We start from the raw sequence: 20384 nt of genomic DNA on the forward strand, positions 1-20384 counted from the left end.
GCATTTTATTTTTCTCTGGCACTTTGCCCGAATCCAATCATCAGGCCGGAAAATTCCACTATAATGTGGCAACCAGTAATGCCTGCCTGAAACATTTATGAAATTCATTTTTTTCCTATTAAAACTTATCAACCGCCTGCCTTTTCCTGTGATCCAGAAAATCGGTTCCATTGTCGGAAAAATCAGTTATTACGCCGTACCGCGCCGCAGGAAAGTCGGACTGGTTAACTTGGAAAAATGTTTTCCTGAGTGGACTCAAGAGCAGCGACGCATCATTTTGAAGCAGCATTTCGAGCATATGGGGAAACTTTTGGTGGAATATGGCCTGTATTGGTATGGCGATGCGGGCAGGCTGAAATCGCTGGTGCATTATCAGGATAAGCAACATTTGGATGACGCACTATTGTCAGGCGAAAAAGTGATATTACTTTATCCGCATTTCACTGCGTTTGAATTGGCTGTGTACGCCTTAAATCAAGATGTGCCGCTGATCAGTATGTATTCCCACCAGAAAAATAAAACGCTTGATGAGCAAATTCTCAAAGGGCGGCATCGTTATAACAACGTTTTCTTAATCGGGCGCACGGAAGGGTTGCGTGCCATCATTAAAGAGTTGCGCAGAAGTGATGCGCCTTTTCTTTATTTGCCTGATCAGGATTTTGGGCGGAAAGATTCTGTTTTTGTGGATTTTTTCGGCATTAAAACAGCCACTATCGCCGGGTTGGGCAGAATTGCCGCAATGACCGGCGCTAAAGTGATTCCCGCCATTCCTATACGGCAAGAAGACGGTACCGTCGTGTTACGTTTTTACCCCGCTTGGGAACATTTTCCTGAAGGCAGCCCGGAAGCCGATGCGCAGCGTATGAACGATTTTATCGAGGCACGTATCCGTGAAAACCCGGCTCAATATTACTGGCTGCACAAACGTTTTAAAACCCGGCCGGAAGGTGAGGCGGATTTTTATCGATAAAAAATATTGCTGAATAAGATTTTAGAATATTTTGGATTATTGAAAATCAATATAGTGATGATGCCTGTCTGAAGCTTTCAGACAGGCATTACTACATTAGGTTACATTTACAACATAATGAAAAAATACCAAAAAAATTGATATTCAATTGTGTAAAAAAATAAACATATTAAATTCAATAAATTAAGATGGTTTGTGAAATTCTAAAACCGTGTTTAAACTTTCTAAATATAATAATAAATGCTAATCAGATTAGAAAAATAAGCAAAAATCAATCGGAAAATGCCAATTTTAGACTGAAAGATGCGGAAATATAGATATTTGTAAATAATAGGGAAAATATAATGTGGCTTGATAATCATCATAAAGGGGCTTGGCAAACCGGCAAAATAGGGGTACATTTCGCCCATCGGTACTACATGCCACTACAAAGAAATATGCGGCATTATTGTAGTCTGTACGTTTATCCAAAAATCAAGCTAGAACAAAGGAGATTTGCATGGCGAATTATCAGGAAGAAATCAAACAAGCAGGTGAGTTGAAACAAAAAATGGGTGCGGGTTGGCATGATGTTACCCCCGAATATGTTGCCCGTATGCGTTTGCAAAACCGTTTCAAAACCGGCTTGGATATTGCAAAATACACTGCTGCTATCATGCGCAAAGATATGGCCGACTATGACGCCGATCACGCTAAATATACCCAGTCTCTCGGCTGCTGGCACGGTTTCGTGGCTCAACAAAAGCTGATTTCTATCAAAAAGCATCAAAAAACCACTGATAAACGCTATCTGTATCTTTCCGGTTGGATGGTTGCCGGTTTACGTTCTAAATTCGGTCCGCTGCCCGACCAATCTATGCATGAAAAAACTTCCGTGCCTGAGTTGATTGAAGAAATCTACACTTTCTTGCGCCAGGCCGATGCACGTGAGTTGGATTTATTGTTTACCGCTTTGGACAGCGCCCGCGCCGAAGGCGATAAAGCCAAAAAGCAGGAAATTCAATCGCAAATCGATAACTTCCAAACCCACGTTGTGCCGATTATTGCCGACATTGATGCCGGTTTCGGTAACGCTGAAGCAACTTACCTGTTGGCTAAAAAACTGATTGAAGCCGGTGCTTGCTGTATCCAAATTGAAAACCAAGTGTCAGATGAAAAACAATGCGGTCATCAAGACGGTAAAGTAACCGTGCCACATTCTGATTTCTTGGCGAAAATCAACGCAGTGCGCTACGCATTCTTGGAGTTGGGTGTGGACGACGGCGTAATCGTTGCGCGTACCGACTCTTTGGGCGCAGGCCTGACCAAGCAAATCGCTTTCTCTGCTGAGAAAGGTGACTTGGCCGACCAATACAACAGCTTCCTGGAAGGCGAAGAGGTTACTGATTTGAGCCAAGTAAAACCTGGCGACGTAATCGTGAATACCAACGGCAAAACCATCAAGCCGACCCGTTTGCCAAGCAACCTGTTCCAATTCCGTAAAGGTACCGGTATTGACCGCGTAGTGTTGGATTGTATTACTTCTCTGCAAAATGGCGCCGACCTGTTGTGGATTGAAACCGAAAAACCGCACGTTGGCCAAATTAAAGAGATGATGGATAAAATCCGTGCTGTTATTCCGAACGCTAAATTGGTGTATAACAACAGCCCGTCATTCAACTGGACTCTGAACTTCCGTCAGCAAGTATTCGATGCTTGGAAAGAAGCCGGTAAAGATGTGTCTGCTTATGACCGTGCTAAGTTGATGAGTGTTGACTATGACGACACCGAGTTGGCTAAAGAAGCAGACGAGAAAATCCGCACCTTCCAAAAAGATGCGTCTCGCGAAGCTGGTATTTTCCACCACCTCATCACGCTGCCGACTTATCACACTGCAGCCTTGTCTACCGACAACTTGGCTAAAGGCTACTTTGCCGACGAAGGTATGCTGGCCTATGTGAAGAATGTTCAACGTCAAGAAATCCGCCAAGGTTTGGCTTGTGTGAAACACCAAAACATGGCCGGTTCCGATATCGGTGACAACCACAAAGAATACTTTGCCGGCGAAGCTGCGTTAAAAGCAGGCGGTAAAGACAACACAATGAATCAATTCTCTTAATTTGGGAATAGTGTTTCAGACAGGCATTACAAATACCTGTCTGAAACAAATTGGCTTTATCGGGCAGAGTTGAGCTGTCTGATAAAGGTACAGGTGAAAGCCTGTATGTTTGTGAAGCGTAAATCTCTGATTTGAGGTATTCGGGGTAACTGTTCAGTTGCCCCCTTTTTTGTTGTTTGGTCGTCATGAGAATGCCTGTCTGAATATAGGGTTTCAGACAGGCATTGTGTTTATACGGCAAATAAACTTAACTTTTGCTACGTTGTTGCTGTGCTTTAGCTCAAAGAGAACGATTTTGTAAGCTGCTAAAGCTCTAGAGCAGCAACAGAAACAACCCGGTATTAGTATTACTTGTTATTGTTTTAGGTTTTCTGCCTTGTATCAAAAATAAGTTTATTTGCTATATTGTTTAGCTTGCGATGTTGGCGGCTTTCAGCTTGTCAGTGAAGTTGCTCAGATCTAAACCGGTTTTTTCTTTTATTTCGGAGATAAGGGCGGCAACATCTTTTCCTTGCCCAGCTTGATGCAGTGCCCACAACAGCGAGCAGCGTGTGCCGGTGCGGCAGTAGGCGAGAACAGGGCCATCGTGTGCAGCCAGGGTTTGCGAAAAAGTTTGGGCGTCTGATTCTGTGATTTGTGATCCGACTACCGGCTGGTGTGTAATGTTGCGGATACCTGCGTCGGCAAACCAAGTGGAAACTTCACTGAAGGTTGGCTGACCGGGTTCTTCTTGATCCGGGCGGTTGCAGATTACGCCGGTGATGCCCAGCTTGGCTGCTTCGGCTGTATCAGTTCGGTTGATTTGGGGCGCAATATACAGTTTATCTGTAAGCTGGAAAAAACTCATGATGATTCCTTTGTGTGGGAGGGTTTCAGACAGGCATATTGGTTGGGTTGGATTCCGTAATACCTAACCATTTTTCAAGTAGTTGCCGATTGTCGATTTTTAAAAATGCGGTATCAGCCTCAGCTGCCTTAACGATCGTTTCGGTTTCTTTCAGCACGCCTTGGCGGAAATAGTGCAGTTTGGCAGTTTGTCCAATGGAAAGTTGCGACCATTGTTGGGCAAAGTCCGAACAGCAAAAACCATTAAGTGCAATCACTTTGTCTTGTGCGCACAATGCGGCATTTTCAGCGCTGCTGTTGTTGAAAACGTGGGTTAATGTAATACTTTCTGCATTTTGTATGAAGCGGGCTCCAAAGTCAGGAGCTTCGGGTTGCTCGTCAAAAGTTTCAACCAGAGCGCCACCGTGACTGCGCGGTGCACTTTGCCATTTTAAGATAACGCCCGCACTTTTCAGACAGGCTTCCAAGGGTAGGTCGCGTGTGCTGAACAAGGCTGTTTGAAAGAAATCTTGTAAATTTAATCCAACAATAGCCTCTGCTTGTTGCTGCCACTCGTTTTCAGACAGGCCTTTTCCTGTATCGAGCCATGTTTGGTATAACGCACACATAATGTCGTCCAAACTTTTTTGCCCATTGCTGCGCTGGCGAATGATGAGATCCAGACACATAGCTGCGAGTGCCCCTTTCTGGTAGTAGCTTACAATCGCATTAGGACTGTTTTCATCTTGTTTGTAATATTTATTCCAAGCGGTAAAGCTGGATTGCGCAAGGGTCTGTTTGGTGCGGCCTTTATTTTGCTGAACCCGGGTCATGTTTTTTGCCTGCAATTTCAAATAGTCTTCCGGGCTAATCACGCCGCTGCGAGCGAGAAATAAATCATCATAATAAGAAGTAATGCCTTCAAAGGCCCAAAGTTGCTCGGTATAGCTCTCACTGTCGAGTCGGTAGGGTAGGAAAGCGGCAGGTTTGATGGATTTTACATTCCAGGCATGAAAATATTCGTGTGAAAATAGCCCGAGCAGTGATATGTAGTCTTCATCAGCCTCTTGCATACGTTTCTTTGGCAGGCATTTTCTGTCTATTTGCAGGGCAGTACTGCTGATATGTTCCAAACCGCCATAAATATTGTCACCAACAAACAGCATAAATAGATATTCTTTGAAAGGTGCAGGAGCAGGGAACATCTGCAATTGGGCTTCGCAGATTTTTTGAATATCACACTTCAGACGTTCACGGTCAAAATCGGCGTAATCACCACTGAGGGCAATTTTGTGTGGAATGCCGCAGGCTTCAAAACGGATGGTTTCTATGGTGCCGAATTCAAATGGATGATCAATCAGTTCGGCATAATTTGCTGCCCGATAATGGTTTTCAGACAGGCAAGGAAGCGTGGTGGTGGTTTGCCAGTTTTTCGGTAAATGATTGATTTCAAGAGTACAAGCCTGATGCTCTTGGTCTTCAATGCTGAGGAACATGCAGGCTCCATCGAAAAAGCCACGTTCGCTGCTCAGATAAGCACCGCGAACGGAAAAATCAAAAGCATAAACCGTGTAGTGAATCTGCCAATCTCCGGCTTTGGCTTCGGTTTGCCAAAGATTCTTAGCAGTTTGGGTTAGATTGGCAGGTTGCCCGTTACAATGAGCTCCAATGGAAATAATATGACGTGAAAAATCTCTAATCATATAACTGCCGGGAACCCAATTGGGCAAACGGAGCACAAAAGAAGTATCCTCTTTGTGTGTGTAATGCAATGTAATTTGCCATAAGTGGCTTGTAGGAGTGGGGCTTAGAGAATAGTACAACATAAAGTAGAATTTTTGTTAAGATTTGTTTGCAGATTTCAACCTGTTTGATATTGGTCAAATAAAGCTTGTTACAAAGCTTATACTCTTACAAAATCCGATATTTGGCAACTCATTTGCATGATCAAACGGGCTGTATGATGATATGACTTGGTTCAAGCTGCATTTTGATTTAAAATACAGAAGTTAAACTTCCATATCCTTGTGAGCTTGTTTTGGGATAAGGTGTTAAATTAAGATAAATTAAATAAGGTGGTTTATAAAAGCTGTTTCAGGCGGCTTTTGTTTGCAAACCTGCCAGATGTTTAAATTGCCATGTTTAATGGAGATCCTCATGGAAACGCAAACTTATAACTACAAGGTGGTGCGTCAATTTGCCATCATGACTGTAGTTTGGGGTGTTGTGGGTATGTTGGTCGGTGTAATTGCTGCCGCCCAATTGTTTGCACCCATGCTCAACCTCTCTGATGTCGGCCCGTGGTTTCACTTCGGCCGTATCCGTCCGTTGCATACTAATGCAGTTATTTTTGCTTTCGGCGGCTGCGGTTTGTTTGCCACGTCTTATTATGTCGTTCAGCGTACATGCAACACGCGTTTGTTCGGCGGAAACTTCCTGCCCGCCTTTACCTTTTGGGGTTGGCAGCTTGTAATTGTGTTGGCTGCAATTACCTTGCCTTTGGGTTACACCCAAAGTAAAGAGTATGCCGAATTGGAATGGCCGATTGATATTCTGATCGCCGTGGTTTGGGTGGCTTATGCAGTCGTTTTCTTTGGAACATTGGCTAAACGTAAAATCAAACACATCTATGTGGCAAACTGGTTCTACGGCGCATTTATTTTGGCAGTGGCCTTGTTGCATATTGTCAATAACATCAGTATTCCTGCCGGACTGATGAAATCATACCCTGTATATGCCGGTGCCATTGATGCGATGGTTCAATGGTGGTACGGGCACAATGCTGTAGGCTTCTTCTTAACGGCCGGTTTCTTGGGCATGATGTATTACTTTGTACCGAAACAAGCAGGTCGTCCGGTGTATTCTTACCGCTTGTCAGTTGTGCATTTTTGGGCATTAATTTTCACTTACATGTGGGCAGGCTCTCACCACTTGCACTATACCGCATTACCAGACTGGACCCAGTCTTTAGGTATGGTATTGTCTTTAATTCTGTTTGCGCCTTCTTGGGGCGGTATGATTAACGGTATCATGACCTTGTCCGGTGCGTGGGACAAACTGCGTACTGATCCGATTCTGAAATTCTTGGTGGTATCGCTTTCTTTCTACGGTATGTCTACCTTTGAAGGTCCGATGATGTCTATCAAAACAGTCAACGCTTTGAGCCATTACACAGACTGGACTGTTGGTCACGTTCACTCAGGCGCACTTGGTTGGGTAGGCTTTATTACCATCGGTTCGATTTATTATTTGGTTCCCCGTTTGTTCGGTCAGAAAGAAATGTACAGTGTTAAATTGATAGAAATGCATTTCTGGATTGCTACTGTTGGCGTGGTGCTCTATATCTCATCAATGTGGATTTCCGGTGTGATGCAAGGCTTGATGTGGGGTGCTTTGAATACTGACGGTACACTGACTTATTCATTTGTGGAGTCTGTTAAAGACAGCAAACCTTTCTATGTGGTACGTTTTGTTGGTGGTTTGCTGTATTTAAGCGGTATGCTGATTATGGCTTATAACGTATTGCGTACTGTTTCGGTTGGTAAGGCAGTTGATGCGGAAATTCCTTCACTGACCCAATCACAGTATCACTAAAGAATAAGAGAATAGGCTACCAAAATGAAATTACAACAACTTGTTGAAGAAAAAGTTGGCTTTTTGATTGTGTTCACTTTTTTAGTGATTAGTGTAGGTTTGCTGGTTGAAGTTGTACCTTTATTTTTCACGAAGGCCGTGACCGAACCGACTAAAGGGGTGAAACCTTACAATGCTCTGCAAGTAGCAGGACGCGATATTTATGTTCGGGAAGGCTGTTATAACTGCCACTCTCAAATGATTCGCCCTTTCCGTGCTGAAACTGAGCGTTACGGTCACTATTCTGTTGGAGGAGAGTCTGTTTATGACCGTCCTTTCCAATGGGGTTCAAAACGTACCGGCCCTGATTTGGCGAGGGTTGGCGGTCGTTATTCTGATGAATGGCATCGCTTGCATTTGCTGGATCCGCGTAGTGTTGTTCCTGAATCTAATATGCCAGCCTTCCCATGGTTGGCGCGTAATAAAGTAGATCCGGAATCAGTAGTTACGCGAATGAAAGCTTTGCGGGCTGTGGGTACTCCGTATAGTGATGAAGAAATAGCCAAAGCCCCTGAATTGTTGAAAGACAAATCAGAAATGGAAGCAGTAATTGCTTATCTACAAGGCTTGGGCTTGGCGCTGAAGAAAAGGTAATGTCATGGATGTGAATTGGGCGCGGAGCTTATTTACAGTTTGGATTTTCGTCAGTTTTATTTTGGTGCTGTATGTTGTATTCAGCAAGCGAAATAAAAAAAATCATGAAGATGCGGGTAAAAGTATTATTCAAGATGATGATTCGCCACGCTGAAAATTCCCGCCCAATAAATAATCCCGTGATAACGGAGCTAAATAAATGAACACAAATTCACAATTTACCAGCAGTTTTTGGAGTTACTACATCATTGCCATCGTGGTACTGAGTATCATTGGATTGCTATGGCTTTTATTTTCTCAGAATAAAGTAAAGGCACCACCAAAAGGTGAAGATGTTAAAACCATGGGCCATTCATGGGATGGTATTGAAGAATATAACAACCCATTACCTCGCTGGTGGTTTGGCTTGTATCTTCTTACAGTGTTTTTTGGGGTAGGTTACTTGTTGGCCTATCCTGGTTTGGGAGACTTCAAAGGCTTTTTAGGTTGGAGTAGTAAAGGGCAGTACGAAGAGGAAGTGAAAAAAGCAGATGCTGAATATGGCAAGATTTATGCTAAATTTGCCAAAATGCCGATTGCAGAAGTAGCAAAAGATCCGCAGGCTCAGCGCATTGGTAAAAATCTGTTTGATACATACTGTATTCAATGTCATGGTTCTGATGCTAAAGGTTCACGTGGTTTTCCCAACTTGACTGATAATGATTGGTTGTGGGGCGGTACTCCTGAGAAGATTCATGAAACCATTAAAAATGGCCGTATCGGTATTATGGCTGCATGGGGTCCGGTTCTAGGGGAAGAGCGGGTAAAAGATGTTGCGAACTATGTGATGTCGCTTTCTAAAGACGAAGGTAGTTACGATCCTGAGCGTGCTGCTCGTGGTGATGCTATTTTCCATGGTCCACCTGCAAACTGTTACACTTGTCATGGCGACAAAGGTCAAGGTATTCAAGGTACTGGTCCGAACTTGACTGATGATATTTGGTTGTGGGGAGGCACTCAAAAAGCAATTATGGAAACCATCACCAATGGTCGTCATAACCAAATGCCAGCATGGGGCAATTTCTTGGATGATGACAAGATGCACATCATGACGGCCTATGTATGGGGATTGTCACACAAAGATGGAAAAGCCTTGCCTACTGATACTGAGAATGCATTAGGTGAAAAAGCGGCTAAGGCAAATGGTGCGGCAACAGCAAAAGCCAGTGAACCTCAAGCTGCTCCGGCTTCTGCAGCAACACAGACATCCGCTGCGTCAGCTGTAGCTTCTCCTAGCGTGGCTGGTGATAAAGCTGAAGTAACTTTTGATACACAAGCAGGTAGTGGTTTGGCTGTTTTCTATTTTGCTACGGGTAAGAGTGATGTTGCTGAGAATGCTAACCTTATTTTGCAAGATTTAATCAAGGCCGGCAAAGACAGTAAAAAACTGGTTATTAGTGGTTTTACTGATAGCACAGGCAATGTGAAAGCTAATGCAGAGTTGTCCAAGAAGCGTGCTCAAGCAGTAAAAGCATTTTTGGAAGCTCAAGGTGTGGACGCAAAAAATATTGAATTGCGTAAACCTGAGAATACAACTGCTGCACAAGGAAACGATGCTGAAGGCCGCCGTGTTGAAGTGAGAATAGAAGGCTGATAAAGTTTTGTTTGAGGAAAAATCCCGGCTAAATTAGCCGGGATTTTTTACTAAGCAATTTTGGTAAGGAATCGCTTTTAAAAATATAGTGGGATTGAGTAAATTGATACAAGACTAAGAGTCGAAAACAGTAACACGGTTAGGTTATCTCTTTTTTTGCTTGTTTGCAGTTTGATGAAAGATAAAAATAATAGCGAGTTTCTCATCTTTACAAGTAAACGATGACAAAGAATACCTAACTTTTAGTTGTTACTGTTTTTCAATTTAGTCATAGTAAATAATTTAGAAAGAAGGTTTTTCAGACAGGCATTTATTTCTTATCGTATCCTAATTGAGGTAATACAGAACCTTTTCCTAAAGACAGTAAACCACTTTGTGAATACACACCAAGTTTGCCTCGTGTATCGGTAATATCCAAATTGCGCATAGTCAATTGGCCGATACGGTCCGCTGGAGTAAAGGCAGCATTTTCTACTTTTTCCATAGAGAGACGTTCGGGTTGATAAGTTAGATTGGGTGATTCGGTATTTAAAATCAAATAATCATTGCCGCGGCGCAATTCGAGTGTTACTTCACCGGTAATGGCTTTTGCAACCCAACGTTGGGCTGTTTCGCGTAGCATCAATGCTTGCGGATCGAACCAGCGGCCTTGATAAAGTAAACGGCCTAAGCGTAAACCGTTGATGCGGTACTGTTCGATGGTATCTTCATTGTGAATACCTGTTACCAAACGTTCGTAAGCGATATGCAGTAAAGCCATGCCTGGAGCTTCATAAATGCCGCGTGATTTGGCTTCAATGATGCGGTTTTCGATTTGGTCGCTCATGCCTAAGCCGTGACGGCCTCCGATGCGGTTGGCTTCTAGGAATAATTCAACAGGATCAGCAAAAGTTTTACCGTTTAAAGCAACGGGTACGCCTTCTTCAAAGCGTATGGTCACCTCTTCAGGTTTTATTTCTACATTATCATCCCAAAAAGCAACGCCCATAATCGGCTTCACAATTTTGATGCCGGTATTTAAAAACTCGAGATCTTTGGCTTCGTGTGTTGCACCGAGCATATTAGAATCGGTGGAATAGGCTTTTTCGACAGACATTTTATAATCAAAGCCATTGGCAATCAGAAACTCGCTCATTTCTTGGCGGCCGCCAAGTTCGTCGATAAATGTTTGGTCTAACCAAGGTTTATAAATGCGCAAGTGTGGATTGGTTAGTAATCCGTAGCGGTAGAAACGTTCAATATCATTGCCTTTATAAGTGGAACCATCACCCCAGATATTCACGTCATCTTCTTTCATGGCAGCAACCAGCATAGTGCCTGTCACTGCGCGCCCGAGAGGGGTGGTGTTGAAATAGGCAATGCCGCCGGTGGTAATGTGAAAAGCGCCACATTGAATTGCAGCAATGCCTTCGTGTGCCAACTGACTGCGGCAATCAATTAAGCGGGCTTGTTCTGCACCATATTCCAAAGCTTTTTTGGGAATAGCGTTATAATCCTCTTCATCAGGCTGCCCGAGGTTGGCCGTATAAGCATAGGGTAGGGCGCCTTTGAGTTTCATCCATAATAATGCGGCAGAAGTGTCTAGGCCGCCGGAGAATGCAATGCCGACTTTTTGGCCGACGGGCAGGTTTTGCAAGATGGTATGATTGCTCATTGTCGGATAGTTCCTGTGTTGATTTTTCTCAGATGTAAAATTCCTTATTATTGTACGAATCCTTTGATTAGTCTAGGGCTTGGCTTGGCCAACTAAGAAAAATTACTTGTTTTCTGTTTTCAGACAGGCATTGAGAGAAAGGTTGTGTGAAGTATGCAATTTAATTTAATTATTATCGGCGACGAGATATTGCACGGTTCGCGAGAAGACAAACATTTTATTTTCTTTAAAACACTTTTAGAACAACATGGTTTCCAGTTGGGCATGGTGCAATATTTGCCGGACGATCGGGAAATTTTGATACGCCAACTTAAGCGCAGTTTTGAAGATGCGATGCCGACATTTGTAACCGGCGGTATAGGTTCGACTCCTGATGACCATACGCGCCAGGCTGCCGCTGAAGCGTTGGGTTTGGATATTGAAAATCATCCTGTCGCGGCAGGCTATATTGAGCAGGTAACGCTTAGTCGAGGTGAAACGCTTGATTCGCTTGAGCACCAGCGTCGCCTTACGATGGCGGATTTTCCCAAAGGCTCTGAATTGGTGGAGAATGCGTATAATCGGATTGCCGGTTTTTCCATTCGTGAGCATTATTTTTTGCCCGGTTTTCCCGTTATGGTGGCGCCAATGGCCGAGTGGGTGCTGAATCGTTATTATGCAGACAAGTTTAACCAAACCGAACAGGCGTCGCGCTCTGTATGGGTATTTAAGCTGCCGGAATCACGAATCGGCCGTTTGATGGAGCAGATACAGCAAGATTATCCGGGTGTGAAAACGTTTAGTCTGCCGACCGAGAAAACCGAGCACAAGGATGCGCACATTGAGTTTGGCATTAAAGCATCTGGTGAGGCTTGCAAGTTGCTTGATGTTGCTTGGCCGGAAGTATTGGCTGAGTTGGAAAACTTGGGTGGAAAGCTGGAAGAGATCAAGCGATAGGACTCACAGAAATGACAATGCCTGTCTGAAAATATTGTCCAGCTTCTTTATGAAGCCGTGTTTTCAGACAGGCATTGTTAATTGGATTAATCAAAAATCGACATTTTAACAAGCGCTTAACTATATGTAATCAACTTAATTTTTACTACGGCAAAGCGCAACAGCGCCATAGCAGAAATAAAGTTTATTTGCGATAACGGTAATGCCTGAAATGTTCCGCCATTGAATACAGAATGCTGGCGGTCAGCCCCCAAATATCGTAATGTAAGTAAGGCAGAGCAGGGGCCTGTACCGTTCGATTTTGATATTGGAATATGCGTTGTTGGTAGTTTGCAGTATCCAGTGCAAGCGATAGCGGTACATAGAAAGCTTCGGCCACTTCGCTCGGGTTTAATGTGAGCCGAGGTTCGGTTTCGGATAAAGCGGGCACGGTATAAACAGCGTAACCGCTGGGCGTGTAACACGGTGGAATAATGTCGAAAGTTTCCCACGTATGGCAAGGCGTGCCCACTTCTTCGTGTGCTTCGCGCAAGGCGGTTTCGGTGAGAGAAGCGTCTTCTTCATCATACCCGCCACCGGGAAAAGCAACTTGTCCTGTATGGTGTTTGAGGGTTTCTGCGCGCTTGGTCAGCAATATTTGCCATTCTTCCTGACGAGGTACCAAGGCGAGTAAAACGGCGGCAGGCCGGAATGAATCGGCGGGCTGTTCGATAAAAAGCGTGTTTCGCTTGTTTAATAAGCCATGTTGTTGAGAAGACAAACTTTTAAGGAAATGGCGTAAGGTTTCGGTGTTCATAATTTATGGTTTTCAGACAGGCATTGAAAGCATTATATGCCTGTCTGAAAAGCTTTTGCACCTCTCGTTAATTGTTGCAAAAATCGCCTTTGCTTTATGCCTTGTGATAAAGTAGCGATTTATTTTTATTCGGTAATTAATGAATTAAGGTGTCGCAGTTGATTTTAGATATGGGATTTGCGGTATTAGTTTACGAACGATACGGGTGCAATATAGCTTTCCATAATTTATTGTCTAAAGACGCGCTACACACTCTAAAGCAGCCGTTCAACAAATTTTCGGGTATTTAAAGCGGCTGCTGGATATGCCACACCAAAGGGAATGTTATGCCTTTTTTTCAAAAACGTTTTCAACCGCTAGTATTGTCATTATTGTTAAGCGCTGCTTTACCGGCTTTCGCATCTAGTGAAGTGCCGCGGGCTTCCGATTACGAGTTGATTGAGTCGGCTGCAAAAAAAGCAAAAAAAGAAGAACCACAGATTAGCGAATATGAGCGCCGCGCGCGTTTGGTTAAACGCTCCAGCGAACTATTTACTCTTTTGGGTGGTGAAATTGCTCTGCAAAAAGGCGATGTTGCTACGGCGCTGGCAAGCTATATGGTTGCGTTTAACCGGATCAAAGATTCCAAAGTTGGGGAACGGGCTATGGAAATGGCAATCAGCCTGCATGCTTATGAACAAGCTGAAACGATCTACCAGCGTTGGCGTGAAGTTGAACCCGAACCGAGTGAGGCGCAGCAGCGTATGGCTTGGGTGCGCAGCTTGACTCTGAAGGAGTTTAATGCAGTTGAGAAAAACTTTGATAAGGTTATGGAAAAAGCAGATAGCGAAAGCAAGCGTAAATTGTTTTTGCAACTGGCCCAAGCCGCGATAGAGCATCCGGAATTTGCCAAGCGCGTTGACCGTAAAGTTAAACGTGCAACCAAGCCTTACCCTGACATGCCGGAAGCAGTTATCACACAGGCGATTTTCAGCTCCTTGGCCAATGATGAGCAAGGTGCAATTCAGGCTTTGCAGCGGTTAACCGAGCTGGATACCCAAATTGTGCCTGCTACAATGTTTACATTGCGCTTGATCGGTCAGCAGAATCCTGAAATTTTGAACAAATTCTTTGCCGAAGCAAAAACAAATAAGCTTTCTCCGGTATGGCGCGAGCTTCAGGTGGAAGGTCTGATATATTCGGGAAAATATTCTGAAGCATATGATCTGCTGCAAGAGCTTTTAAAAGAAAAACCGGATGCGGATCTTTATATGCAGGCTGCGCTTTTGGCGATTACCCAAAAAGCAGAGTTGCCTGTTATCTTGTCTTATCTGGAGCAAGTTTATAACATTGGCACGCAGGAGCAGAGAAGCCGGGCGGCGGCTATTTCGGCCATGCGTTATGCCGATGTAAAAAATCATCAGGCGGCACGTGAATGGGCAGCGAAAATCAAAGCCCCTGGATATGCATTTGACAGGTTGGTGCTGAGTGCATCAATCGAAGTGGAGTCGGGTAACTGGCAAAAAGCAACAGAGCACGTCAAAGCCGCACAAAACCTGCCTGAGCAGCAAGGTAACTTCTTTACCGATGAAGATTTACTCAGGGTGCAATTATTCACTTTGGTAAAGCATAAAAATCCGCGTCAAGCAATGCAAGAAATCAATGCTCTTTATGAAAAAGTCAACAAGCAGAAAGATAACCAAGAAAAGTTGGCCGATGTATTGTATCAACGTGCCATCATTTATGCAGACAATCTGAACGAACCTGAAAAAGCCATTGCTGACTTGAAACGCTATCGTGAGCTGCGTCCTGATAGTGTTGAAGGTATGAATGCTTTAGGCTATACCATGTTGAGCGCGCCCGGAAGTAATATAGAAGAAGCGTTTCAGTTGATTGAAGCAGCCTATCGCTTGGAGCCGGAATCTGCCGCAATCAACGATAGTTTGGGCTGGGCATACTTATTAAAAGGCGATGCCACTACTGCTCTACCTTATTTGGAGTTTGCTTTCGAGCAGCAGCCTGACCCTGAAGTTGCCTCACATTTAGGCGAAGCATACTGGAAACTCGGTCGGCAGGAGCAAGCTAAAGAAGTATTTAAAAAAGGCTTGAAAGAAAAAGAAGGGAAGCGTTCGATTTTGCTGGAAACTATGAAACGATTGGGTGTGGTGTTGCCTAAAACAAAATAATTGTATTCTCAGTTGAATACGATAAATCAATGTTGCTGTTTGCAGAATGTTGAAATGTTGAATTAATGCCTGTCTGAAAATGTTTTCAGACAGGCATCGCTTACAAGAGGAAGCAAATATGATGAAAATTTCCCATATTGCAGGAATATTACTACTTAGTGCGGTATTGAGTGCCTGTACTTCGATTTATCAAAAAACAGATGCCTGGAGAGAACAGGGCGAATTGAAGGAATTTAATGCCGATGGCCGTTTGGCTGTTAAAGTGAACGAAAAAGGTTCGTATGCCAATTTTGACTGGACGTATCAAAACGGTGTGCAAACCATTGATGTCAACACGCCGCTGGGTAGTACCATGGGGCAATTGTGTCAAGATGCACAAGGCGTGGTAGCGGTAGACAGCAACGGTAAAGTGTTTAGTGCCGCAACAGCGCAGGAGTTAAGTGAGCAGCTTTTGGGTTATGAATTGCCGGTGCAATATTTGAATATCTGGGCAGCGGGGCAGTGGGTGAAAGGTGTGCCTCATTATGTTTCCAGCGACGGGCGCCTGCAGCAATTTAATTGGACGATTACAAGGCAGCTCAACCAAAACGGAATGCCGCGAGTATTATTGTTGGAAAGCAGCAAGCTCACCTTGCGACTGGTATTTGACAACATGCAGCCTCTTGCTCGCGATGCACAGGCAGCCACGCAATGCGCCGCAAGAGGCATAAAATGAATATCCCTGAAAACGTTCAGGCTTTCCCGGCTCCGGCAAAGCTAAACCTGGATCTTAAAATTACAGGTCGGCGCAGCAATGGTTATCATGAATTGGAGAGTATTTTTTGTCTGGTCGCTTTGTATGACACCTTGTATCTTAGTGTACGCAAAGATGGTGTAATTATGTTGCATACACCAATACCGGGTGTGAACCCAGAGCATGATTTAACTGTACGCGCAGCCAAATTGTTACAAGAGTACACAGGCAGCAAATTTGGTGTAGATATCTGGCTGGAAAAGAAAATACCTATGGGGGGGGGCTTGGGAGGAGGTAGCTCGGATGCTGCCACCGTGCTGCTTGCTTTAAACCGTTTATGGGCATGTGATTTAAACCGGCAACAACTCATGGATTTGGGTGTGCGGCTGGGTGCGGATGTACCGTTTTTTATATTCGGTCGTAACGCTTTTGCCAGAGGCATCGGTGAGCAGTTGACTGAAATGGATATACCGGGGCAATGGTATGTGATAATCAAGCCGGACGTACATGTGAGTACCGAAAAGATTTTTTCACATAAAAACTTGACGCGTGATTCAAAAACAAGCATAATTACCTCCTTTCAAGCATTGCAGCCTTTTAGAAATGATATGCAGGCAGTTGTGTTTGAGGAGTATCCGCAAGTTTTTGCAGCTTTCCAAGATTTGAAAGCGTACGGTAATCCGTTAATGACAGGTTCTGGGGCTTGTGTGTTTGTTTCAACAAGCTCTAAAGAAAAAGCTGAAATAATCTACAGTAAGGTTTCAAAAAGATATCAGGCATTTTGCGTACAAGGTTTACCGCAGCACCCTTTGTTTGATATATAGTATTTTGAAGCGTTGGGGATTCGCCAAGTTGGTTAAGGCACCGGATTTTGATTCCGGCATTCGTAGGTTCGAATCCTACATCCCCAGCCACCCGAATTATTGGGGATTCGCCAAGTTGGTTAAGGCACCGGATTTTGATTCCGGCATTCGTAGGTTCGAATCCTACATCCCCAGCCAAACAGAAGCGTGTAAGTTAGCTTGCACGCTTTTATTACGTTTAACCGTAAAAAATGCCGTTTATGCTTTGAGGAAATGCGGTAGACGCGTATAATACGTTTCCAAATTAATTTTGAGAAACAAGGAAGCTGACAATGTTTCCTGAATGCAAAAAAACGATCTTGGATGATGACGAAATGGCAGCATATGACAGCTTGATGGTGTTTACTGGAAACGCTAATCCTGAATTGGCAAAAAATGTGGTCAAACACTTGGGTATTTCATTAGGTAATGCCTCTGTGGGTAGATTTTCAGATGGTGAAGTTGCCATTGAGTTGTTAGAAAATGTTCGTGGTCGAGATGTCTTTATTGTGCAGCCTACTTGCGCACCCACAAATGATAATTTGATGGAAGTCTTAACTATGGCTGATGCCTTGAAAAGGGCGTCTGCGGGTCGTATTACAGCTGCAATTCCCTATTTTGGTTATGCACGACAAGACCGTCGTCCGCGTTCTGTGCGCGTGCCTATTTCAGCTAAGCTTGTGGCGAATATGCTGTATTCTGCAGGGATTGACAGGGTATTAACAGTTGATTTGCATGCGGATCAGATACAGGGTTTTTTTGATATTCCTGTAGATAATATTTATGCCACGCCGATTTTAATTAATGATATACAACAGCAACGCATAGAGAATTTGACTGTTGTGAGTCCCGATATTGGCGGTGTTGTGCGCGCCCGTGCGGTTGCAAAAATGCTGAATGTTGATTTGGCAATTATTGATAAACGGCGCCCCAAAGCCAATGTGGCAGAAGTAATGAATATTATTGGTGATATACAAGGCCGTACATGTTTGATTATCGATGATATGATTGATACTGCAAATACCTTGTGTAAAGCCGCCTCGGCTTTGAAAGATAGAGGGGCGGAGCGTGTATTGGCATATGCTACTCATCCTGTTTTCTCGGGTGAAGCGATAAGCCGGATCGCTTCTTCAGATATTGATCAAGTGGTTGTAACAGATACTATCCCCTTGTCTGAAGATGGAAAGAAATGTTCTAAAATTCGTCAAGTAACCATTGCCGGTTTGTTGGCTGAAACGGTAAGACGAATTAGTAATGAAGAGTCTGTTTCTTATTTGTTTAATGAAGAACTTGTAGCACCGGGAGCGATATTTCTCCCATGATTCTGCTGTCTGACACTGGTCGCGGTTTAAAGACAGTATTGTTCAATTTTTTGGAGTATTTATATTATGTCATACGAAATTCAAGCTGCTGTTCGTGAAGCTCAAGGTACTGGTGCGAGCCGCCGCCTGCGTCGCGAAGGTAAAACACCGGCAGTTTTATATGGTGAAGACCAGAAGGCCACTGCTATCTCGGTTGATCATAAAACCGTTTTCTATGCATTGGAGAAAGAATCTTTCCATACCGCATTGATCAAGCTGTCTTTAGATGGTAAAGCTTACGACGTAATTGTTCGTGATTTTCAAATCCATCCTTTCCGTCAGGAAGTACAACACATTGATTTTCAAGTAGTAGATTTTAATAAGCCTTTACGCATGCGTTTGCCTTTGCATGTTGTTAATGCTGAAAAATCTCAGGCAGTAAAATTGCAAAGTGGTCGTGTTTCATTGTTAAGCACTACTGTGGATTGTATTGTTAATCCTAAAAATATTCCGGCTTTTTTAGAGCTGAACTGCGAAAATGTAGTAGCAGGTGACATTCTCCATTTGACAGACGTTGCTTATCCCGAAGGTGTGAGCAGCGTTGCATTGAAACGCGATGCTAATTTGGCAGTTGCAACTGTAACTGGCAAGAAACGTTAATATTTGTTTTATTTTAAAAACTGAGCCCTGCTGTAACACAGTTAGGGCTTTGTTTTTCCTTGTGTAAGGCGTAGAATCGGAACAAGACTACACCACACTTTTAACAAATAAAGGCAACCTTTTGTCACTCATTGCGTGAATAAATTGCAATATGGTGTTATTCTGCAATAGTTTTGAATTGGCTATATGTTTGTGAACTATGTTGGCATAGATGGTTCATAGGGTAATAGTGTAAATTAAGAATTAAGTTTAAAAATATGCAAAAGCATCTCTATAAAACAATCGGTTTTTTGAAGCGCTATTCTGCACTTTCTATTACTGTACTTTTAGTGAGCCAACCGGTTGCCGCAAAAGAATTACGAGAAATTTTACAGAAGTCTTTAGTAGCGGATCCTGCTTTATTGGAAGCAAGAGCAAATTTGGCTGCTGCTGAAAGTACTACAAAAGCCTCGAAAGCAGCACATTATCCGGTTGTTGGTTTGACGGGTACGCAAGTGTTGATGCAAGACAATAAAGATGCTGATGATGACTTAAAGAATTCCGTTGGTTTGAAAGGTAGTCTTAACCTGTATTCATGGGGGGGAATTACTGCTTCGGTTAATCGAGACAAGCAAAAAGAAATTTATTACAAATATAAATACTATGAAACCCAAGAAGAGTTGGGGAGTGAAATAGGTAAATTATATTTGACTGCATTACGTGCAAAGGAATCTATAGAAGTTAATCAACAAAGTTTGAATCGACATAATAAGCTATTAAAAGATTTAAGCGTAGTGGCTAAGTATGATACCGGTCGGCGTTCCGAGTTGATTGAGGCAGAAGCTAGGCGATTACAAGTGCAAACAACTATTGCACAATTAACACGTACTATGGAGTTGGCTTTAAGTCGGTTATCTAAATATACGGTCACCTCATTACGTCCCCAAGATCTAAAAGATCCATTCCGCACCGAAACGACACGAACACTTATAAGCCGTTATAAAGGCATGGATAATGGAGTAAACCCTAGCTACCTTGCACAAAAGGCGGAGCGCGAGAGCACTTTCTACGAATTACAGGCATCAAAAGCCGCTAGAAAACCAGCCATCAATCTAGAAGGTGTTGCCACGAAAGAAACTAAACAAGTTTATTTGAATTTATCGTGGAACTTTTTCGATCAGGCAGCTCGTCATACAGTAGATAAAAATGCGCACACAGTGGAGGCTGCAGATTCAAAGCTAGATCAGATTTTGCGTGAAGTGGCGGAGCGTGCGAAAACCGCTGAAATGGATATGGCTCAGAGTGAGCTGCGTTCAGGAATTACTGCTCAACATATTGTTTCTCAAAAAGAAGTAGTGAAAGCATATGAGCTGCAATTTAAAGTTGCGCGTCGTACATTAACGGACGTTTTAGGCGCGTACAATGAGCTTGCCAATATTGAGCAGGAAAATATTACGGCAAGAAATGATTTTCGCGATGCGGCTTTGGAGTATCTGACTGCCCAAGCTCAAATTGCCAATTGGGCTGGAATTGCGCCTGAAGAATAAAACAGACTTAAAATATTT

17 protein-coding genes and 2 tRNA genes are annotated in these 20384 nt (G+C 43.5%); 15 read left to right on the forward strand and 4 right to left on the reverse strand.

Annotated elements, in window-relative coordinates; all coding sequences use genetic code 11:
- Positions 1 to 97 precede the first annotated feature (97 nt).
- Complete coding sequence (locus AKG09_RS00395; RefSeq protein ID WP_054617539.1) at positions 98 to 970, forward strand: lipid A biosynthesis lauroyl acyltransferase; 873 nt, start codon at positions 98 to 100, stop codon at positions 968 to 970.
- Between the two features lie 499 nt (positions 971 to 1469).
- Entirely contained in the window at positions 1470 to 3068 is a 1599-nt protein-coding gene (locus tag AKG09_RS00405; protein WP_054617541.1) for an isocitrate lyase, read from the forward strand.
- A gap of 409 nt (positions 3069 to 3477) precedes the next feature.
- Here AKG09_RS00405 and AKG09_RS00410 read toward each other — a convergent pair whose 3' ends face one another.
- Both AKG09_RS00410 and AKG09_RS00415 read right to left on the reverse strand, forming a co-directional pair.
- A complete protein-coding gene (locus AKG09_RS00410) occupies positions 3478 to 3915 on the reverse strand; it encodes a TIGR01244 family sulfur transferase (RefSeq protein ID WP_054617542.1) in 438 nt (145 codons plus the stop codon).
- A 25-nt stretch (positions 3916 to 3940) separates the two neighbouring features.
- Positions 3941 to 5719, reverse strand: coding sequence for a M61 family metallopeptidase (locus AKG09_RS00415; RefSeq protein ID WP_054617543.1), 1779 nt, complete (start codon positions 5717 to 5719; stop codon positions 3941 to 3943).
- Positions 5720 to 6050: 331 nt separating this feature from the next.
- On the opposite strand from AKG09_RS00415, the gene ccoN reads away from it, so the two are divergent.
- Genes ccoN through ccoP form a run of 4 tightly spaced genes read left to right on the forward strand, consistent with a single transcriptional unit; the run spans position 6051 to position 9753 of the window.
- Positions 6051 to 7487: a cytochrome-c oxidase, cbb3-type subunit I gene (gene ccoN / locus AKG09_RS00420; protein WP_197272085.1), complete on the forward strand. Its 1437-nt coding sequence runs from the start codon at positions 6051 to 6053 to the stop codon at positions 7485 to 7487.
- Between the two features lie 24 nt (positions 7488 to 7511).
- On the forward strand, positions 7512 to 8120 hold the full coding sequence (gene ccoO / locus AKG09_RS00425) for a cytochrome-c oxidase, cbb3-type subunit II (protein WP_054617544.1): 609 nt from the start codon (positions 7512 to 7514) through the stop codon (positions 8118 to 8120).
- Positions 8121 to 8124: 4 nt separating this feature from the next.
- Positions 8125 to 8274 carry a cbb3-type cytochrome c oxidase subunit 3 gene (locus tag AKG09_RS00430; protein ID WP_009117422.1) on the forward strand — a complete coding sequence of 50 codons (150 nt, stop codon included), beginning with the start codon at positions 8125 to 8127 and terminating at the stop codon, positions 8272 to 8274.
- Between the two features lie 45 nt (positions 8275 to 8319).
- Positions 8320 to 9753 carry a cytochrome-c oxidase, cbb3-type subunit III gene (ccoP, locus tag AKG09_RS00435; protein WP_082391709.1) on the forward strand — a complete coding sequence of 478 codons (1434 nt, stop codon included), beginning with the start codon at positions 8320 to 8322 and terminating at the stop codon, positions 9751 to 9753.
- A 310-nt stretch (positions 9754 to 10063) separates the two neighbouring features.
- Here the strand turns inward: ccoP and argG are convergent, their stop codons facing one another.
- Positions 10064 to 11407, reverse strand: a complete 1344-nt coding sequence (gene argG / locus AKG09_RS00440; RefSeq protein ID WP_054617545.1) for an argininosuccinate synthase — start codon at positions 11405 to 11407, stop codon at positions 10064 to 10066.
- A 153-nt stretch (positions 11408 to 11560) separates the two neighbouring features.
- Here argG and AKG09_RS00445 point away from each other — a divergent pair, with 153 nt between their 5' ends.
- Positions 11561 to 12343 carry a molybdopterin-binding protein gene (locus tag AKG09_RS00445; protein WP_054617546.1) on the forward strand — a complete coding sequence of 261 codons (783 nt, stop codon included), beginning with the start codon at positions 11561 to 11563 and terminating at the stop codon, positions 12341 to 12343.
- 184 nt (positions 12344 to 12527) lie between these two features.
- On the opposite strand, the gene AKG09_RS00450 is transcribed toward AKG09_RS00445, so the two are convergent.
- Positions 12528 to 13139 (reverse strand): CoA pyrophosphatase, encoded by a 612-nt coding sequence (locus AKG09_RS00450; RefSeq protein WP_054617547.1) that lies wholly within the window; start codon positions 13137 to 13139, stop codon positions 12528 to 12530.
- Positions 13140 to 13465: 326 nt separating this feature from the next.
- On the opposite strand from AKG09_RS00450, the gene AKG09_RS00455 reads away from it, so the two are divergent.
- The 8 genes from AKG09_RS00455 (at position 13466) to AKG09_RS00490 (ending at position 20366) form a co-directional block, all read left to right on the forward strand.
- Positions 13466 to 15304, forward strand: a complete 1839-nt coding sequence (locus tag AKG09_RS00455; RefSeq protein ID WP_054617548.1) for a tetratricopeptide repeat protein — start codon at positions 13466 to 13468, stop codon at positions 15302 to 15304.
- Positions 15305 to 15425: 121 nt separating this feature from the next.
- Entirely contained in the window at positions 15426 to 16019 is a 594-nt protein-coding gene (locus AKG09_RS00460) for an outer membrane lipoprotein LolB (protein ID WP_054617549.1), read from the forward strand.
- Positions 16016 to 16861 carry a 4-(cytidine 5'-diphospho)-2-C-methyl-D-erythritol kinase gene (gene ispE / locus AKG09_RS00465; protein WP_054617550.1) on the forward strand — a complete coding sequence of 282 codons (846 nt, stop codon included), beginning with the start codon at positions 16016 to 16018 and terminating at the stop codon, positions 16859 to 16861. Before AKG09_RS00460 ends, ispE begins: the two co-directional genes overlap by 4 nt.
- 13 nt (positions 16862 to 16874) lie before the next feature.
- A tRNA-Gln gene (locus tag AKG09_RS00470) sits at positions 16875 to 16951 on the forward strand.
- 10 nt (positions 16952 to 16961) lie between these two features.
- A tRNA-Gln gene (locus tag AKG09_RS00475) sits at positions 16962 to 17038 on the forward strand.
- 176 nt (positions 17039 to 17214) lie between these two features.
- On the forward strand, positions 17215 to 18201 hold the full coding sequence (locus tag AKG09_RS00480) for a ribose-phosphate pyrophosphokinase (protein WP_156320774.1): 987 nt from the start codon (positions 17215 to 17217) through the stop codon (positions 18199 to 18201).
- A 66-nt stretch (positions 18202 to 18267) separates the two neighbouring features.
- A complete protein-coding gene (locus AKG09_RS00485) occupies positions 18268 to 18840 on the forward strand; it encodes a 50S ribosomal protein L25/general stress protein Ctc (RefSeq protein WP_054617552.1) in 573 nt (190 codons plus the stop codon).
- 257 nt (positions 18841 to 19097) lie between these two features.
- Entirely contained in the window at positions 19098 to 20366 is a 1269-nt protein-coding gene (locus tag AKG09_RS00490) for a TolC family protein (protein ID WP_054617553.1), read from the forward strand.
- The last annotated feature ends 18 nt before the right edge of the window (positions 20367 to 20384 follow it).

Origin of the sequence: Neisseria sp. 83E34, from assembly GCF_001308015.1 — a bacterium.
Lineage (GTDB): Bacteria > Pseudomonadota > Gammaproteobacteria > Burkholderiales > Neisseriaceae > Neisseria.

Excerpts from the sequence above, each read along its gene's own strand:
- AKG09_RS00395 (WP_054617539.1), top strand. The coding sequence starts at position 98 with ATGAAATTCATTTTTTTCCTATTAAAACTTATCAACCGCCTGCCTTTT.
- AKG09_RS00445 (WP_054617546.1), top strand. The coding sequence starts at position 11,561 with ATGCAATTTAATTTAATTATTATCGGCGACGAGATATTGCACGGTTCG.
- ccoO (WP_054617544.1), top strand. The coding sequence starts at position 7,512 with ATGAAATTACAACAACTTGTTGAAGAAAAAGTTGGCTTTTTGATTGTG.
- AKG09_RS00490 (WP_054617553.1), top strand. The coding sequence starts at position 19,098 with ATGCAAAAGCATCTCTATAAAACAATCGGTTTTTTGAAGCGCTATTCT.
- argG (WP_054617545.1), bottom strand. The coding sequence starts at position 11,407 with ATGAGCAATCATACCATCTTGCAAAACCTGCCCGTCGGCCAAAAAGTC.
- AKG09_RS00450 (WP_054617547.1), bottom strand. The coding sequence starts at position 13,139 with ATGAACACCGAAACCTTACGCCATTTCCTTAAAAGTTTGTCTTCTCAA.
- ispE (WP_054617550.1), top strand. The coding sequence starts at position 16,016 with ATGAATATCCCTGAAAACGTTCAGGCTTTCCCGGCTCCGGCAAAGCTA.
- AKG09_RS00485 (WP_054617552.1), top strand. The coding sequence starts at position 18,268 with ATGTCATACGAAATTCAAGCTGCTGTTCGTGAAGCTCAAGGTACTGGT.
- ccoN (WP_197272085.1), top strand. The coding sequence starts at position 6,051 with ATGGAAACGCAAACTTATAACTACAAGGTGGTGCGTCAATTTGCCATC.
- ccoP (WP_082391709.1), top strand. The coding sequence starts at position 8,320 with ATGAACACAAATTCACAATTTACCAGCAGTTTTTGGAGTTACTACATC.
- AKG09_RS00430 (WP_009117422.1), top strand. The coding sequence starts at position 8,125 with ATGGATGTGAATTGGGCGCGGAGCTTATTTACAGTTTGGATTTTCGTC.
- AKG09_RS00415 (WP_054617543.1), bottom strand. The coding sequence starts at position 5,719 with ATGTTGTACTATTCTCTAAGCCCCACTCCTACAAGCCACTTATGGCAA.
- AKG09_RS00410 (WP_054617542.1), bottom strand. The coding sequence starts at position 3,915 with ATGAGTTTTTTCCAGCTTACAGATAAACTGTATATTGCGCCCCAAATC.
- AKG09_RS00455 (WP_054617548.1), top strand. The coding sequence starts at position 13,466 with ATGCCTTTTTTTCAAAAACGTTTTCAACCGCTAGTATTGTCATTATTG.
- AKG09_RS00480 (WP_156320774.1), top strand. The coding sequence starts at position 17,215 with ATGGCAGCATATGACAGCTTGATGGTGTTTACTGGAAACGCTAATCCT.
- AKG09_RS00460 (WP_054617549.1), top strand. The coding sequence starts at position 15,426 with ATGAAAATTTCCCATATTGCAGGAATATTACTACTTAGTGCGGTATTG.
- AKG09_RS00405 (WP_054617541.1), top strand. The coding sequence starts at position 1,470 with ATGGCGAATTATCAGGAAGAAATCAAACAAGCAGGTGAGTTGAAACAA.